Annotated in this window: 13 protein-coding genes; 9 read left to right on the plus strand and 4 right to left on the minus strand. The window is 67.5% G+C overall.

Annotated features, from left to right (window positions below; translation table 11 throughout):
• Positions 1-4 precede the first annotated feature (4 nt).
• Genes H6717_11610 through tgt form a run of 4 tightly spaced genes read left to right on the plus strand, consistent with a single transcriptional unit; the run spans position 5 to position 4,233 of the window.
• Positions 5-1,051, plus strand: a complete 1,047-nt coding sequence (locus H6717_11610) for a hypothetical protein (protein ID MCB9577656.1) — start codon at positions 5-7, stop codon at positions 1,049-1,051.
• Complete coding sequence (locus H6717_11615; GenBank protein ID MCB9577657.1) at positions 1,048-2,085, plus strand: ATP-grasp domain-containing protein; 1,038 nt, start codon at positions 1,048-1,050, stop codon at positions 2,083-2,085. Before H6717_11610 ends, H6717_11615 begins: the two co-directional genes overlap by 4 nt.
• Positions 2,086-2,089: 4 nt before the next feature.
• Positions 2,090-3,133, plus strand: a complete 1,044-nt coding sequence (gene queA / locus H6717_11620) for a tRNA preQ1(34) S-adenosylmethionine ribosyltransferase-isomerase QueA (protein ID MCB9577658.1) — start codon at positions 2,090-2,092, stop codon at positions 3,131-3,133.
• On the plus strand, positions 3,130-4,233 hold the full coding sequence (gene tgt, locus H6717_11625; protein MCB9577659.1) for a tRNA guanosine(34) transglycosylase Tgt: 1,104 nt from the start codon (positions 3,130-3,132) through the stop codon (positions 4,231-4,233). Before queA ends, tgt begins: the two co-directional genes overlap by 4 nt.
• A 155-nt stretch (positions 4,234-4,388) precedes the next feature.
• Here the strand turns inward: tgt and H6717_11630 are convergent, their stop codons facing one another.
• On the minus strand, positions 4,389-5,384 hold the full coding sequence (locus H6717_11630) for a hypothetical protein (protein MCB9577660.1): 996 nt from the start codon (positions 5,382-5,384) through the stop codon (positions 4,389-4,391).
• A 129-nt stretch (positions 5,385-5,513) separates the two neighbouring features.
• Between H6717_11630 and H6717_11635 the strand changes: the two genes are divergently transcribed.
• Positions 5,514-6,701, plus strand: a complete 1,188-nt coding sequence (locus H6717_11635; GenBank protein ID MCB9577661.1) for a hypothetical protein — start codon at positions 5,514-5,516, stop codon at positions 6,699-6,701.
• Positions 6,702-6,779: 78 nt separating this feature from the next.
• Here H6717_11635 and H6717_11640 read toward each other — a convergent pair whose 3' ends face one another.
• Positions 6,780-8,456: a protein kinase gene (locus tag H6717_11640; GenBank protein MCB9577662.1), complete on the minus strand. Its 1,677-nt coding sequence runs from the start codon at positions 8,454-8,456 to the stop codon at positions 6,780-6,782.
• Between the two features lie 154 nt (positions 8,457-8,610).
• Here H6717_11640 and H6717_11645 point away from each other — a divergent pair, with 154 nt between their 5' ends.
• The 3 genes from H6717_11645 (at position 8,611) to H6717_11655 (ending at position 12,111) form a co-directional block, all read left to right on the plus strand.
• Positions 8,611-9,051: a hypothetical protein gene (locus H6717_11645; protein ID MCB9577663.1), complete on the plus strand. Its 441-nt coding sequence runs from the start codon at positions 8,611-8,613 to the stop codon at positions 9,049-9,051.
• A gap of 163 nt (positions 9,052-9,214) precedes the next feature.
• Complete coding sequence (locus H6717_11650) at positions 9,215-11,086, plus strand: 2-oxoacid:acceptor oxidoreductase subunit alpha (protein ID MCB9577664.1); 1,872 nt, start codon at positions 9,215-9,217, stop codon at positions 11,084-11,086.
• A gap of 2 nt (positions 11,087-11,088) precedes the next feature.
• Positions 11,089-12,111: a 2-oxoacid:ferredoxin oxidoreductase subunit beta gene (locus H6717_11655; GenBank protein ID MCB9577665.1), complete on the plus strand. Its 1,023-nt coding sequence runs from the start codon at positions 11,089-11,091 to the stop codon at positions 12,109-12,111.
• 622 nt (positions 12,112-12,733) lie between these two features.
• Here H6717_11655 and H6717_11660 read toward each other — a convergent pair.
• Positions 12,734-13,552 (minus strand): hypothetical protein, encoded by an 819-nt coding sequence (locus H6717_11660; protein ID MCB9577666.1) that lies wholly within the window; start codon positions 13,550-13,552, stop codon positions 12,734-12,736.
• Between the two features lie 63 nt (positions 13,553-13,615).
• Positions 13,616-15,121: a DUF2083 domain-containing protein gene (locus tag H6717_11665; GenBank protein MCB9577667.1), complete on the minus strand. Its 1,506-nt coding sequence runs from the start codon at positions 15,119-15,121 to the stop codon at positions 13,616-13,618.
• Positions 15,122-15,297: 176 nt separating this feature from the next.
• Here H6717_11665 and H6717_11670 point away from each other — a divergent pair, with 176 nt between their 5' ends.
• The gene (locus tag H6717_11670; GenBank protein ID MCB9577668.1) at positions 15,298-16,239 is read left to right on the plus strand and encodes a 3-hydroxyacyl-CoA dehydrogenase family protein; all 942 of its coding nucleotides are present in this window, start codon (positions 15,298-15,300) and stop codon (positions 16,237-16,239) included.
• Positions 16,240-16,253: the final 14 nt, after the last annotated feature.

Genomic DNA, 16,253 nt, shown 5'->3' on the forward strand with positions numbered 1-16,253 from the left:
CGCGATGGCTCCTGCGCGTCGGCCGAAACGCAAGGCCTCGGTTCCCGACTGGGCTCGACTATCCGACGAAGAGCTGCTCGACGTCCGCTTCTGCGACCTCAAGTTGAGCATCGAAGGAACGACCCTCGAAGAGCGCGTTCACAAGCTGCATGACGAGCTGAACCACCGTGGCCTCCCCTTCCGGCCGCATTGCTGGCTGTCCACGGAGTGGTTCTCGCCGGATGGAGTGCCGGGCATCGCCATCCCGTTCTATCTGGCGCATCCGCGCCTCACGCGGCTGGAAGAGCATCAGATCCTAGACGTAGAGGGCGGCACGCCACGTTGGTGCATGCAGCTGCTCCGCCACGAGGCCGCCCACGCCTTGGATTCCGCCTACCGGCTGCACCGCAAGCGCACCTGGCGCGAGGTGTTCGGCTCCTACGCGCAGCCGTACTCCAAGTTCTACAAGCCCAAGCCCTACAGCAAGAGCTACGTGCTGCACCTGGATCTCTGGTACGCCCAGAGCCACCCGGCGGAGGACTTCGCCGAGACCTTCGCGGTGTGGCTGGACCCACACTCACGCTGGCGCAAGCGCTACCAAGGCTGGCCCGCGCTGAAGAAGCTGCAGTACCTCGACCGCCTGATGCGGGAGATCTCCGGCACTCCGGCCAAGGTGCGCTCCCGCGAGCGGGTGGAGCCCCTCAGCACCAACCGCACCACCCTCCGCGAGCACTACGCGAAGAAGAAGGCCCGCTACGGCCTCGATCACCCGAGCTTCTACGACCGCGATCTGCGCAAGGTGTTTCCCACCCTGCCAGAGGGCGTGCGCGGACGACCCGCCGCCACCATCTTGCGCAAGAACCGCCGGGAGCTCCGTCGGCGCGTGGCGCGCTGGACCGGCGAGTACCAATACACGATAGACCAGGTGCTGATGGAAATGATCGAGCGCTGCGAGGAGCTCGACGTACGCACGGACCGCGCCGACACCGATGTGGCACAGGATGCGTTGATGCTGCTCACGGTCCAGACCATGAACTACCTGCATGGCGGTCATCACAGGTTGGCGCGATGAAGAAGCTCCGTGTACTGGTGCTGATGCACGAGGACCTGGTCCCGCCGGACAGCCTGGAGGGCTACTCCGAGAAGGAGATCGCCGAGTGGGCGACGGAGTACGACGTGGTCGCGGGGCTGCAGAAGCTCGGCCACGAGGTGTACATGTCGGGGGTGGGCAGCGACCTGGGCGCCATCCGTGACGCCTTCGCCGAGACCAAGGCCCACATCGCCTTCAACCTGCTGGTGCACTTTCACGGCGTGGCCGTCTACGACCAGCACGTGGTGAGCTACATCGAGCTCCTGAAGAAGCCGTACACCGGATGCAACCCGCGGGGCCTGCTCTTGGCTCGAGACAAGGCCCTGTCCAAGCGCTTGCTCGCCGCGCACCGCATTCGGGTGCCCAAGTTCCACGTGTTCCCCGTGGGGCGCAAAGGCAAACGGCCGCGCCACCTCGACTATCCGCTGGTGGTCAAGAGCGTGAACGAGGAAGCGAGCCTCGGCATCTCCCAGGCCTCGGTGGTGACCAACGACGCCAAGCTGGCAGAACGCGTCGAGTTCATGCACGAGACCTTCGGCGTGGATGTGATCGTAGAGGAGTACATCCAAGGTCGAGAGCTGTACGTGGGCGTGCTCGGCAACCAGCGGCTGCAGACCTTCCCGGTGTGGGAGCTGCCCTTCGAGCTCTTGCCGGAAGGCGTACCGCACATCGCCACCGCCAAGGTGAAGTGGGACCTCGACTACCAGAAGAAGTACCGCATCAAGACGCACCGGGCGAAAGACCTGCCAGAGGGCGCGGAGCAGGAAATCGGCCGGCTCGCCAAGCGCGTGTATCGCGCCCTGGGCCTCAGCGGCTACAGCCGCATGGATCTTCGCCTCAGTGACGACGGCAAGGTGTACGTGCTGGAAGCGAACCCGAATCCCGACCTGAAGTACGGCGAAGATTTCGCCGAGAGCGCCCACGCCGCGGGCATTCCCTACCCCCAGCTGCTGCAGAAGATCTTGAACGTCGGGCTCAGCTACCAGGCCGAGTGGAAGAAGAACGACGCGGCGTGAGGGCATGCGCACGGAGCTGTTCGACTACGAGCTGCCCGAAGAGCTGGTGGCACAGCACCCGCCACCGGAGCGCGACGGCGGCCGCATGCTGGTGCTCGGCTCGGAGCTCGAGCACGCCCAGGTGCGCGAGCTCGCCGAGCGCATCCCCGCCGGCGCTCTGCTGGTGCTGAACGACACGCGGGTGCTCTGCGCTCGACTGCTCGGCCAGCGCGACAGCGGCGGAAGTACCGAATTGCTTTTGTCGAGACACCGCGGAACCTCCGAGGACGGACAGCGCTGGCTGGCACTGGGACGTCCCCACAAGCGGCTGCGTCCCGGCACGGAGGTCCACTTCGGCGCGCTCACGGCCCGCGTGCTGGAACGGCTCGACGGCGGCCGTCTCGAGGTTCTGCTCACGGCCGACGGCGACGTGGACGCCGCCCTGGAGAGGGTGGGTCACGTCCCGTTGCCGCCGTACGTGCGGCGCCCGGACGACGCCGCGGATCGCGAGCGCTACCAGACCGTGTACGCCGAGCGCCAGGGCTCGGTCGCGGCGCCCACGGCGGGGCTCCACCTCACCGAGGCCATGCTGGCGCGGCTCGCGGAGCGCGACGTCCGCGTCGCGAAGACCACGCTCCACGTGGGCGCCGGAACCTTCAAGCCCGTGACCGCGGACGACCTCGACCAGCACGACATGCACTCGGAGTGGCTGGAGGTCGGCCCCGAGCTGGCGTCCGCAATCGCAGATGCACGGCGCCGGGGCGCCCCCGTCGTGGCCATCGGCACCACCGTGGTGCGCGCTCTGGAGAGCGCACGCGATCCCGCGCGTCCGGGGCACGTCACGCCCTTCGCCGGCGAGACCCGCCTCTTGATCCAGCCGGGCTACGCCTTTTCCGTGGTGGACGCCCTGCTCACCAATTTCCACATGCCGAAGAGCACCCTGATCGCCCTGGTGGCCGCCTTCGCCGGCCTCGACCGCGTGCGGAGCGCCTATGCCGAGGCCGTGCGCCGGCGCTACCGCTTCCTCTCCTACGGCGACGCGATGTGGATCCCGGAGCGAGCGTCGTGATCCGCTTCAGCGTGGACGCCACCGACGGCGCCGCCCGCGCGGGCACCCTCGTCACGCCCCACGGCGAGGTCCCCACGCCGGCCTTCATGCCCGTGGGTACCCAGGCCACCGTCAAAGCGCTCACGCCAGAAGAGGTCGCTCACACGGGCGCGCGGATGACCATCATGAACACCTACCACCTGTGGCTCCGGCCCGGCCCCGAGGTGGTGGCGGAGCACGGCGGGCTGCACGGCTTTTCCAAGTGGCCCTTCGCCATCGCCACGGACTCCGGCGGCTTTCAGGCCTTCTCCCTGGCGGAGCGGGTGAAGCTCGACGAAGACGGCTTCGAGTTCGCGAGCCACCTCGACGGCTCGCGCCATCGTCTGTCGCCGGAAGAGAGCATGCGCGTCCAGGGCCTCCTTGGCAGCGACATCGCGATGCAGCTCGACGTGTGTCCGCCCGGGGGCTCGCCCCGCGAGGTGCTCGAGAGCGCCGTGGCGCGCACCACGCGTTGGGCCGAGCGCTGCTTGGCGGCGAAGCGCGCGGACCAGGCGCTGTTCGCCATCGTGCAAGGCGGCACCGACGTGGAGCTCCGCCTGCGGCACGCGGAAGAGCTCGCGCGCCTGCCCGTGGACGGCATCGCCCTGGGCGGCTTCAGCGTGGGCGAGCCGAATGCGTCCATGCACGAGACCCTGGCGCAGGTCGGCCCCAAGCTGGATCCCGCGCGGCCACACTACCTCATGGGCGTCGGGACGCCCGCGGATCTGATCCGCGCCATCGGCGCCGGAGTGGACGTGTTCGACTGCGTGATGCCGACGCGCAACGCCCGCAACGGCCAGGTGTTCACCTTCGACGGCAAGATAGTGATCAAGCACGCCGCTCACCGCTCGGACCTACGCCCGCTGGACGAGCACTGTCCCTGCCCCACCTGCCGCGGCGGCTACAGCCGCGCGTACCTGCGGCACCTGTTCATCGCCGGCGAGATCCTCGCCCACCGGCTGCTGTCCATCCACAACCTCACGTTCTACGAACGGCTGGTGGCCGAAGCGCGCACGGCCATCCTGGAGGGCCGCTTCGCCGCGCTGTCCGCTCGCGTCCTCCCCCTGCTCACCCCGCGCTGAGCAACCCGCTCGCGCAGCCAGAACGCCAACCGCCAAGTCGCCAAGAGCGCCAAGATCAGAGAGAGAGAGAACGGGAGAGGGAGAGAGATTGGTTTGTCGATGCGACTTCGCGGCAACTGCGCGAGCGCCGAGAAGCGTCGAGGCGTCTTGGGCGGTCAGAAGCGGCCGCTGCCGAGGAGCATTCCGCCGCCCTGCAGCGGGACGGCGTCCACCGCCACGGGCAAATGGTGACGCACGCTGGTCTGCTTTTCCTTCCGCCCCAAGTCCTTGATCAGCAGATAGGTGCCGACCCCCGCCCCCACGGCGGCCACGCCGATGCTGATGTTGGTGAACAGCTTGTTCTTGTTGAAGCGGTCGTAGTCATCTTGGTTCGGGTGGTCGTTGAAGGACGACTCCGCGTCGTTCACCTGCAGCCCGAAGTACACCGCGCCGCCGGCGCCCACCGCAGCGACGCCAAAGGCAATCCACGTCGGCGCGCGGATGCCTCCGGACTTCTTCTCTCCACCGCTGTCGGCGATGGGCTCGTCCCCGTCTGCGTCATCCATCGACGGGCCCGTGCCGCTCGACGTCTCCTGCTTCGGCATCAGCGTGGAGATCTCCACGGTGCGGGTGCTGCCGGCCGCCACTTCCACGCGTCGCGCCTTGGCGCCGTCCACGTCCAAGAGCTTCACGTCGTGCTCCCCGGGCACCACGTACACGCGCTGGTCGCCCGTGAACTCGTCCTCGTCCACCCGCACGCGCTGGGACGCATCACCGCTGAGCTGAATCACCGCCAGCTTGGGGCTCAGCCGCGCAAGACGATCCGTCGCGTCCTGCCGGTCCTGCTCCTGGGATTGTTCCAGATCCAGCACGCGCTGGTACGCGCGCGCCGCAGCCGCCAGCTCGCCGGCCTTCTCGTACGCGTCTCCCGCGTTGATCAGCGGCGCGGGGTGCGGCTTGATGCGAAACGCCTCTTCGAAGGCACGGGCGGCCTCTTCGTAGCGCCCCGCGGCGAAGGCCTTTTGCCCGGCCTTGAAAAAGCGCCGCGCGTCGTCCTTGCCGCTCTCCGCCTTGGCGCCCTGGGCGTGCGCGGCGGTGGGCCACCCGACCGTGGCCGTGCTCGCGACCGCCAGCACCACTACGCTGGTCCAACGCGCAAAACTGCTCACCATCTTCGACGCTACAGCGTTTTGAAGCCGCATGGAACAGTGGCGGCGCGGAGCCCAGCCGGGAAGCGGGGCGTGGTGCCAAGGCGCCAACGTGTCACGCTACGATGAAAACCCTGTATCATGGCTTTCGAGATGCTGCGCCTTCGCGGTCGCCTTACTTTGCTGCTCCTCGCCCCAGCGCTGGTCGTCGGCTGCCTGAAGACTCTCGACGAGTCCAAGATCGGCGCCGCTGACGCCTCCACGGAGGGCGGCTCCGGCGCGACCGGCGGCGACGCCGGCGGCAGCGGCGGCAGCGGCGGCACCAGCGGCACCGGCGGCACCGGCGGCACCGTCGACTCGGGACCGGATTCTCCCTGGCCCGGCGTCGTGCCCTACGACGCCTCGAAGTACCCCGTCACGAACCTGGCGAGCACCTCCGCCCGCGCCATCATCAGCGTGGACGACTCGGACGTGTTCCGTACCGAGCTCGACGGCACCTCCGTGCCCCTGTTCCGCCATCCCATTGCCGGGGGCTCGGGCAACCAAGTGCCCGGCTTCACCCTCGAGCGCCCGCAGGCCATGGTCGCGCCCACGGGCTCGATCTCGGTGTTCGTGGTGGGCGGCACGGACCAGGGCGGCGGCACTCTGGTGCGCGTGCCCAAGGCCGGCGGCGCCGCCGAGAGCATCACGCCGCAGACGCCCATCGAGCTCGCCGTCGGCATCGCCGCCGCGGCGGACGGCTACGCCTACGTGAGCACCAAGGCGATCGCGCAGAACACCACGGCGCTCCTGCGCTTCCAGCTCACGGCCGGCGCCACCACCGGGGAAACCCTGTACGTGACGGCGGACGGCAACGAGTCCGGTGGCGACGTGGTGGTCACCGGCGGCTGCGTGTACTGGGTCAGCAACGGCGACGTGTGGGGCATCCCCACCACCGGCGGCGCGCGGCTGGCGGCGCTCTCCACCGCGATCACGGATGCGGTGGGCGTGGCAGCGGACGCCGTGTACCTCTACTACACGCGGGCGGGCGGCAGCGTGTGGCGCAAGAAGGTGAGCACGGCCTGCGACTCGGGCAGCTCGGTGGAAGAGAAGCTCACGGAAGGCTTCACCGGCATTGGCGATCTGGTGACCTACGAGGGCAAGCTGGCCTGGACGGCGGAGGGCGACGTCAGCGCGAACTTCGCCGGCGGCGGCGTGTTCTCGAGCTCCGCAGCGGGCGGCCAGGTGACGCAAATAGCCCCCGAAGACGACGGCCCGGTGGACATCGCCGCAGCCCCGGCGGACATCGTGTACGCGACCAGCTCCGGGCTCATCCGCAAGGTCCCGAAGAAGCCCTTGTGAGCCGTTTCCGCGGCGCAGCGACAAGATCTGTCAGCTGACCGAGGGTCTTGCCGGGGCGGCGCGATCCCCGGCGCGCCGCTATTCGTAGGGGTTGGAACGCGGAGGCGCGGTCGTCGTGGCCGGCGGGGGCTTCTTCGGTTGCACGGGCGGCGCGGTCTTCGCGGGGGGCGGCTTCCAGCTCTTCGGCCTGGGCTGCGTCTTGGCCTTCTCGACGCCCGCATCCGCCTGCTCGTCCAGGTTCAGCTTGGGAACGCCGGGGTCGTCTTGCACCTGAGGCGCGGGCGCGAGGGGCGCCTCTTGCGGAGCCGCGGAGGCCGCCGGCATGCTCACGATGGTCGTGGTGCGCACCCGTGGGTTGACGATGAAGAACACGGCAACGCCGAGAGCCACCGCCAAGCCCAGCACGCCGATCACGTAGCCGCCGATACCGCCGCGCTTGACGACCACGGTTCCACCGGTGGGATACGACACCTGGCTCAGCTGCGAGTGACCGGTGTGCGACACCTCACCGCCGGTGCCGTAGTGGAGCCCCGCGGGTCGCGTGCCGCTCATGCCCTGATGCGAAGGTCCGCTGGGCGTGAAGTTGGGAACGCTGACGTTGCTCACGCTCCCGACGTTGCTGACGCTGCTCGGGTGACTGGGGTCCGTGACGGCGCTCACACCGGTGACGCTGGCGTGATCCGGCGGCACGGCGCTGGCGAGCGGATCACTGGGCGGAACGTTGCTGCCCACCGGCGCGTCGCCGTCGATGGCTCGGAGTGCGGAGCGGATGGCCTTGCGGCGCTGTTCGATGCGCCCGCCCAGCACCTTCTTGAGCAGGTTGGCGATGCCGGCGCGGGGCACCACCACGCGCTCCGCCTTGAGGTAGCTCTCGAGGGCGTGCTGCAGCTCTTCCGCCGTCTGGAAGCGCTTCTGGACGTCCCGCTCCAGGGCCCTCAGCACGATGCCTTCGAGCTCTTTCGGATAGCGTTTGTCGATGCTGCTGGGCTGAGGGATCTTGCCGCTGACCACCAGGTGCAGCGTCTCGGCGTCGTGCTCGCCCCGGAACAGCCGCCGCCCGGTGGTGAGCTCGAACAGCACGATGCCCAGCGCGAATACGTCGGCACGACGATCCACCTTCTTGGCCATCGCCTGCTCCGGCGACATGTAACCGAACTTGCCCTTGAGCTGGCCGGCGCTGGTGGCCTCGCTCACGCGCCCCATGGCCTTGGCGACACCGAAGTCCACCAGCTTGATGCCGCCATCCACGCCGATCAGGATGTTGTGCGGCGACACGTCGCGGTGAACGACGTTCATCAGCTCGCCCTTGTCGTCCCGGAGCTCGTGTGCGGCGTGCAATCCCGCCGCTGCGTCGGCGATGATCCGCACCGCCATCTCCGCCGGGATTGGACGGCGCTTGCCGGCTTCCGCGATCACGGCGTGGAGCGAGTCCCCTTCCACCCACTCCATGGCGAGGAACATCACGCCGCGGTCTTCCCCCGGCTCGTACACGTCCACCACGTTCTTGTGGCGGATCATTCGGATGATGCGTCCTTCGTCGAGGAACATCTTGACGAAGTCGTCATCCGAGGCGAGGTCGCTCAGGATCGCTTTCACCGCGACGAGGCGATCTTGCTGCCGCGTCTCGCCGCGCTCCCGCGCCACCCACACCGTGGCCATCCCACCGCGACCGATCCGAAGCAGAAGCTCGTAACGGCCCAAGCGCGTACCGCGCTTGAGATCTTCGGGGGCGGTGGAAAAATCTACGGATTGCACGGGCTGCCTGCTCGGAGGGCTGCTCCAGCGGCTAGTTTACCAATCAACGCGTGATTTGGCCCGCTCCCGGCCCGTGCCGTCAAGGCGACCCCGCGCCTACATCGTATCCTGGCGCTTTCGGTCGGCTCGGAGAGGTGCTAGCAGGCCGACCTCGATGCCTACTCTGAAAGAGATCGCCGCCCAAGGAGACAAGCGCCAGACCGTGGTCCGCGAGGCCTGCACGGTCCTCGACCAGGAGGTCGCGGACAAGTCCGGGGTCACTGGCTTGGCCATCAAAGGCGCGTACAAGATCGTCCAAGGCGTGAAACCCGGCTTCGTGCCGGAGGTGGTCGACCACCTGCTGGACGACTTCTTGGACGCCCTCGACCCCCTGTATCAGGAGGCCCTGGAGCAGCAGAAGAAGCCCAGCGTCCACTTGGTAGAGCAGAAGGGCCGCATGGCGGACGCGCTGCTGGCCATCACCGACAAGCGGGCGGAAAACGCCCAGCGAAAGGCCATCAAGAAGGCCTACGAGAAGCTCCGACCCTCCGCCAAGAAGCACGTGGAGGCGGCGGCCCCCCGCCTGGGCGAGATGCTCGATCGCCACGCTCCCTGAGCCAACCTGCTTGACAACCGTCCAGATGCGGAGAATGTGACGCTCCGAGACTCCGGTGGTAGCACGCCGGGGTTTCGGGACGGCCGCATGGCCGCCCCTCGTTCGAGGCAGCGCCGGGTCGGGAGCCGCGCCGCCAATCCAGGAAAGTGAGTATTCGACGAGGATGGCAAACGCACAGCCCGTGTCCCAGCGAGATTCCGGGGAGTCCGATCCGGAACAGCTTCAAGGTGCCGTCGTTCGATTCGCTGGGGACTCCGGCGATGGCATGCAGGTTACCGGTTCGCAGTTCACCGTCGCCGCAGCCCTCGCCGGCAACGACCTCGCGACCTTTCCCGACTTCCCCGCGGAGATCCGCGCGCCCGCAGGTACCACCTACGGAGTGTCGGGGTTCCAGATCAACTTCGCCGCTCGGGACGTGTTCACGCCCGGGGATCGGCCCGACGTGCTCGTGGCCATGAACCCCGCGGCCCTGAAGACGAACATCCGCGACCTCAAGCGCGGCGGCTTGCTGATCGTCAACAGCGGCGCCTTCAGCAACACCAACCTGAAGAAGGCCGGCTACGAGAAGAGCCCGCTGGATGACGGATCGCTGGACGGCTACGCCGTGATCGCCATCGACATCACCAAGCAAACGGTGGCAGCGGTGGAGGGCACTGGGGTCAGCAGCAAGGAAGCCAACCGCTGCAAGAACTTCTGGACCTTGGGTCTGATGTTCTGGATCTACGGCCGCGACATGGCGCCCACGATCAAGTGGATCGAGAGCAAGTTCCACTCCCGGCCGGAGATCGTGGATGCCAACGTGGCGGCGCTCAAGGCCGGCCACGCCTACGGCGAGACCACGGAGATCAGCCACTACCGCTACGAGGTCCCCGCCGCTCCGGTGGCGCCCGGTCGCTATCGCAACATCGGTGGCAACGTGGCGCTGGCCTGGGGTCTGGTGGCCGCCGCGGAGATCACCGGTCGCCCGGTGTTGCTCGGCGCCTATCCCATCACCCCCGCCAGCGACGTGCTGCACGAGCTCAGCAAGTTCAAGCACTTCGGCGTGACCACCATCCAGGCCGAGGACGAGATCGCGGCCGTGTGCCTGTCGATCGGCGCCGCCTACGCGGGCAACATCGCCGTCACCACCTCCAGCGGTCCCGGCATTGCCCTCAAGGGCGAGGCGCTGGGCTTGGCGGTGGCCACGGAGCTGCCCCTCGTGGTGGTGAACATCCAGCGCGGCGGTCCCAGCACGGGGCTTCCCACCAAGACGGAGCAGGCGGATCTCTTCCAGGCCATGTACGGCCGCAACGGTGAAGCGCCGATGTGCGTGCTGGCGGCGTCCACCCCGGGCAACTGCTTCCACATGGCGCTGGAGGCGGTGCGCATCGCGGTCAAATACATGACCCCGGTGATCCTGCTCACCGACGGCTACCTCGCCAACGGCGCGGAGCCCTGGAAGATCCCCGACGTGAGCGAGCTGCCCAAGATCGAGGTGAGCTACCGCACGGATCCCGAGGGTTTCCACCCGTTCCTGCGGGACGAAAAGACGCTGGCGCGGCCCTGGGCCATCCCCGGCACGCCGGGCCTGCTCCACCGCATCGGCGGCCTCGAGAAGGACTACAACAGCGGTCACATCTCCTACGACCCGGACAACCACGAGCTGATGAGCAAGACGCGGGCGGCGAAGATCGCGAACATCGCGAACGACGTCCCGGAGCTCGGCATCGAGGTCGGGGACGAGAGCGGCAAGCTCTTGGTGCTGGGCTGGGGCTCCACCTATGGCGCCATCCGCGAGGCCGTGCAGCGCTCGCGGGATCGCGGCCTGTCCGTGTCCCACGCGCACCTCCACTACCTGAACCCCTTGCCCAAAAACCTCGGGGACGTGCTTTCGCGCTTCGAGCGCGTGCTCATCCCGGAGATGAACATGGGTCAGCTCGTCCACATCATCCGCGGTCAGTACCTGGTACCGGCGGAGAGTTATCCGAAGATCCAAGGGCAGCCGTTCAAGATCGACGAGATCGAGGACCGCATTCGCCAGACGATGGAGAGCTGAGCATGTCGAACGTGATTCAAACGGAAAAGCTCACCAAGAAGGACTTCGCCACGGACCAAGACGTCCGCTGGTGTCCGGGCTGCGGCGACTACTCGATCCTCGCGAACGTCCAGAAGGTGATGCCGGAGCTGGGCGTCGCCCGAGAAAACATCGTGTTCGTCAGCGGAATCGGCTGCTCCAGCCGCTTTCCCTACTACATGAACACCTACGGCTTTCACACCATCCACGGGCGCGCGCCAGCCATCGCCATGGGCGTGAAGGTCGCCAACCCCGATCTCAGCGTGTGGATCGTCACCGGGGACGGCGACGGCCTGAGCATCGGTGGCAACCACCTGATGCACTGCCTGCGGCGCAACCTGGACGTGAACATCCTGATGTTCAACAACCGCATCTACGGCCTCACCAAGGGTCAGTACTCGCCCACCAGCGAGTTCGGAAAGGTCACCAAGAGCTCCCCCACGGGCTCGGCGGACTTCCCGGTGGATCCCTGCACCTTCGCCATCGGCTGCTCCGGCAGCTTCGTGGCGCGCTCCATCGACACGGACGCCGGACACTTGAGCGACATGATTCGACGCGCCGCCCAGCACACCGGCGCGTCGTTCATCGAGATCTATCAGAACTGCAACGTGTTCAACGACGGCGCCTTCGACGCCTTCCGCGACAAGGCCAACATGGCGGACGCCCTGCTGCGGGTGGAGCACGAGAAGCCCTTGCTCTTCGGCAAGGAGAAGAACAAGGGCCTGCGCATCGACCCGCGCACCTTCGGCCTCGAGGTAGTGACCCTGGGAGAGAACGGCATCACCGAGAAGGACATCATCGTGCACGACGAGACCAACGCGACCCTGGCGTACATGCTCGCGCGCATGCCCTTCCCCAAGTTCCCCGTCACGGTCGGCGTGCTGTACGCCTCCGATCGGCCCACCTACGACGCGACCGTCACCTCCCAGCGGGAGGCCACCCAGAAGAAGCTCGGCAAGGGCAGCCTGGAGAAGCTCTTGAACTCCGGCAACACCTGGACCGTCTGAGCGTCACGCTCGAGCAAAGCGCCACCGGGATCCCCTCCCGGTGGCGTTCTTCATTTTTGTCGGTTCGGCGCGGAACCGCGCTCCCTGGCCTCTACTCGGTAGCAGCGTCCGGTGTGTCGGCGTCTACTCCCGCGTCGATCTGCGACGCGGGAAAGCTCACCTCGCACTTTCCAGCGTTGCAGACCGCGGATGGAATCCCTGAATCAAGGCACTCGGGATACCACCGCGCGTTCTGCTTGCATGTGGTGCATGGCAAGCTCGCAATCTGCCACAGGCCGTCGACGGCATCTGCGCGCACGGCGAGGGTGCACCATCCCTGACACTCTTGGATGTGAAAGGAGTCGACCACTGTGCAGTCCGCGTCGAGCGTGCACGGCGCTTGTGAAGCGAGGTAGTCGGCCAGGGTCTTCTTGACGGCGTCCGCGTTTGGAACGCACACCGCAGCTCCCGCTGCTCCCCCTGACCCACCAGCGCCGCTCGTTGCACCTCCTCCGCCGCCGCCCTCGGGCGCATTGCGTCCATTGGACGCGCAAGCCGACGCCATCCAAAGCACCGCAGCTCCAACCAGTGTCAGAGCTACTCTCGCTTTCATCCCTGGTCTACTTCGGCGCGGAACCGCGCGCTATCCGCCGCAGGCGAAGCTGCAGACGTTGCCGACGCACTGAGCGAGCGGCACGAAGGCGGGCGGCAGCCCGCCCGAAACGCAGTTCGACGCGCACTGGTTCGGGTTCGGCTGCTGCAAGCACTGCTCGATGCAGAACCACGTCTTGTTGCAGGCCGGGTCCGCCTGGCAGTCGTTCAGCTCCGGGCAGCAGCTCTGATAGATGCACGACGTGCACGGCGTGTTGCCGGGCGGACACTTGGGCGGCAGCTGGGGATTGCAGATCCCGTTCGTGCACACGAGCCCATCACAACAGCCGTTGGCGCAGGGCTGTCCGGGGCCGGAGCACACGGGCGGCGCGATCTCGGAGCAGATGCCGATCTTCGAGCACTTGAGGCCAGGACAGCACGTCGGGTTGAAGTAGTCGCACTTCGCGCCTACCGGAAGGCAGCCGGGCACGGGGCATTCGCCCGTCGGTCCGCATGTCCCATTGCAGCACGGCGCCACACCACACATCTCCCCCGGGGGCGCACAGGGAGGCGACGCCACCAGGCATTGCCCCGCGTAGCACGTCAGAGAATCGCAACAGTCGTACAGATGCGCGCAGGCCGCGCCGGGACCGCCGCATACGGAGCCGCCCGTGCCGCCCGTGCCGCCCGTGCCACCGACTCCGCCCGTGGCGCCAACGCCGCCCGTGGCGCCAATACCGGCGGTGCCACCGACGCCGCCCGTGGCGCCGGCGCCACCGGTGCCCGCGCCGCCGTCCGGCGTTTCCAAGAGACTTCGGCTCCCGCAGCCCGAGAGCGCCAGTGCCGTGAAGAAGAGTAGCGCGCGTCGCATCGCGCCGGAGGATAGCACTTGCCCCGACGGCCGTCCGTGACGGGGCTCGCGCCGCCCCGACATTCACTTTCTGCGGGAGGAGTCTCGTTCCAGGATCGGCGAGAAGAAGTTGTCCTTCTTGACCAGCGCGTCCGGGCTGAAGGCGAACTTGTAGCTGGGGGCCGCGCGCTGGTTGCAGTCCGCGCGATCGCAGAAGCGACAGGTGACGCCCACGGGCACGCCGATGCGCTCGGCGCGCTCGGGCGCCCAGCGCGGATGCTCGTCGGCGTACACCAGCTTGTCGGCGTCCTCCGCGTGGGTACCGAGGCCGATGGAGTACACCGTGCCCTTCACCATGGATCCGCGCACCGTCTGGCTCGTGATCTTCGCAAAGCAGAAGTACGCGGTACCGTCGGGCATCACGGAGAACTGCTTGCTGATGGCGCTGGGCGTGAGGAACGCGGTATGCGCCGCCCACTTGGGGCACGAGCCGAGGCCCGAAGGAAAGCGCAGCCCGGTGGCGCTGTAGCGCTTGGAGATGTTGCCGGCGACGTCGACCCGCATGAAGTGCATGGGCACACCGCGACGGCGGGGGTCCGAGAGGTTGGTGAGCCGGTGGGCGGCGGCCTCGTAGCTCATCTCGAACAGATCCGCGATGCGCTCCACGTCGTAGCGGGTGCCCTGGGCGGTGCGGAAGAAGTCGTCGTAGGGCATCAACAGCGCGCCGGCGAAATAGTTCGCCAGATGCACGCGCAGCAGCGTGAGGGTCTCGGCGTGGCGCGGCCGAAACGACGCGGTGATGGCCTCGTTGAGACCGCGCTCTTCCAGGAGCTTCAGGCCGATCACGTGGGCCAGATCGAACTTGCGGCGCGCCTCGCTGAGCTCCGGCGACAGCTCCACCGTGCCCGCTTCGGGGTCGTAGCGGCGCACCACGCTGCTCCCGGGGCGCGCGGCCCCCACCGCTCGCAGACCGAGCTTGTCGAGGGCACCGGCGAGCTGATCCGAGAGCACTCGCCGCTCGAGGGCCACGTCCCGCCGGAGCTTCTCGGCGGCCTCCTCGATGGCGGGAAAGTAGTTGTCGCTCTGCTGCACGAAGTCCGCCACCTCGTCGAGGGGCGAGAAGTCGAAGCGCAGCGCGTCCGTTTCGTCGAGGGAGGCGCGGGCCTTGCGCCCGGCCTCTTGGCGGGACAGGTGCTCGAGCAGGCTGTCGAGCTGCGTGCGCGTGTTCTTGTACAGATTGAAGAGTGCCGCGATGGTCGTGGCTGCCCCGGGCTCGCTCAAGCTCGAGAGCGTCTCGCGATCGATGTCCAAGGAGCGGAGCAACGGCTCGTCGAGGAGCTGCCCCAAGCTCTGCTCTACCGGGCGCTCCCCGAGGCTGCGGATGAAGGGCTCGGGATCCACGTCGAGCAGCTCGAGCGCTTTCCACAAGAGCGGCAGCTGCACGGTGCGGCGCCCCTTCTCGATCAGGCTGAGGTAGGCGGGGCTGATGCCCAGGCGTCGGGCGAGCTCGCCCTGAGCCAGGCCCCGCTCGAGGCGGAGCTCCCGCAGGCGGCGCCCGACGGTGCTGTTGAGGGAGGGGGTCTCGGCCATCCCCAGGATTTTCGGGGAGTTTACAGGCCGTTTACAAGTTAATATGCGCCATCAACTTGTAAAGTGACGCGAAGCCGTAACTGCTTATATTAAAACAGGTTTTGAGTTGACCGGCACCTATTCCGTGGTTACAACACACTGCGTTAGTGGAGTTTGTAAAGAAACCGGGAGGCACCATGGTGAGCGAAATCCAAACCGTCGCGGTGATCGGCTGCGGACTGATGGGAACGGGCATCGCCCAGGCCTGCGTCCAGAGCGGCCTTCGCACCATCGCCATCAAGGCCACCGGCGGGGACCCGTCGAGCGCTCGACGTCGCATCGAGCGTTCCCTCGCTCGGGCGGTGGACAAGGGCAAGCTCGGCGCCGCGGATCGCGACCGAGCCCTCGAGCTCCTGGAAGTAACGACGGAGCTCTCCCGCGTGGCCGAAGCGGATCTGATCATCGAATCGGCCGCGGAGAACGTCGTGGCCAAGCAGGATCTGCTGCGCCGTATCGAAGCCCACGCGCAGCCCCTGGCCATCATCGGTAGCAACACCTCGTCCTTGCGCCTCACCACCCTGGCAGAGGCCCTGGAAGGTACCGAGCGTTTCGTGGGGCTGCATTTCTTCAGCCCCGCGAACGTGATGAAGCTGGTGGAAATCGGCCCCATCGCGGCCACCTCGCCGGACGTGGTGGAGACGATGCGGAGCTTCTGCCAACACATCGGCAAGGTTCCGGTAGAGGTGGGGGACCACCCCGGCTACCTCGTCAATCGCCTGCTCGTACCCTACATCCTGCACGCCATCGAGACCTTGGAAGAGGGCGTCGCCGGACCCGAAGCCATCGACACGGCGATGAAGCTCGGTTGCGCGCATCCCATGGGTCCTTTGGCGTTGGCGGACCACATCGGCTTGGACGTGGTGTTCGCCATGAGCAAGAACCTGTACGCGGAGCTCGGCGATCCGCGCTATCGCTGCCCCACCCTGCTCCGCCGTCTGGTGCTGGCGGGCAGCCTGGGCAAGAAGACCGGCGCGGGCTTCTACCTGTACGAGGCCGAGCGGACCCGGGAAAATCCCAGCCTGTTCGACTTCGACCGCCCTAGCTCCCCGGTGAGCCGCGGGGCCAGCCCCGCAGCCTGAAGATTTCCGTGGAA

The sequence above is a fragment of the Polyangiaceae bacterium genome (assembly GCA_020633235.1).
GTDB lineage: Bacteria > Myxococcota_A > Polyangia > Polyangiales > Polyangiaceae > JACKEA01.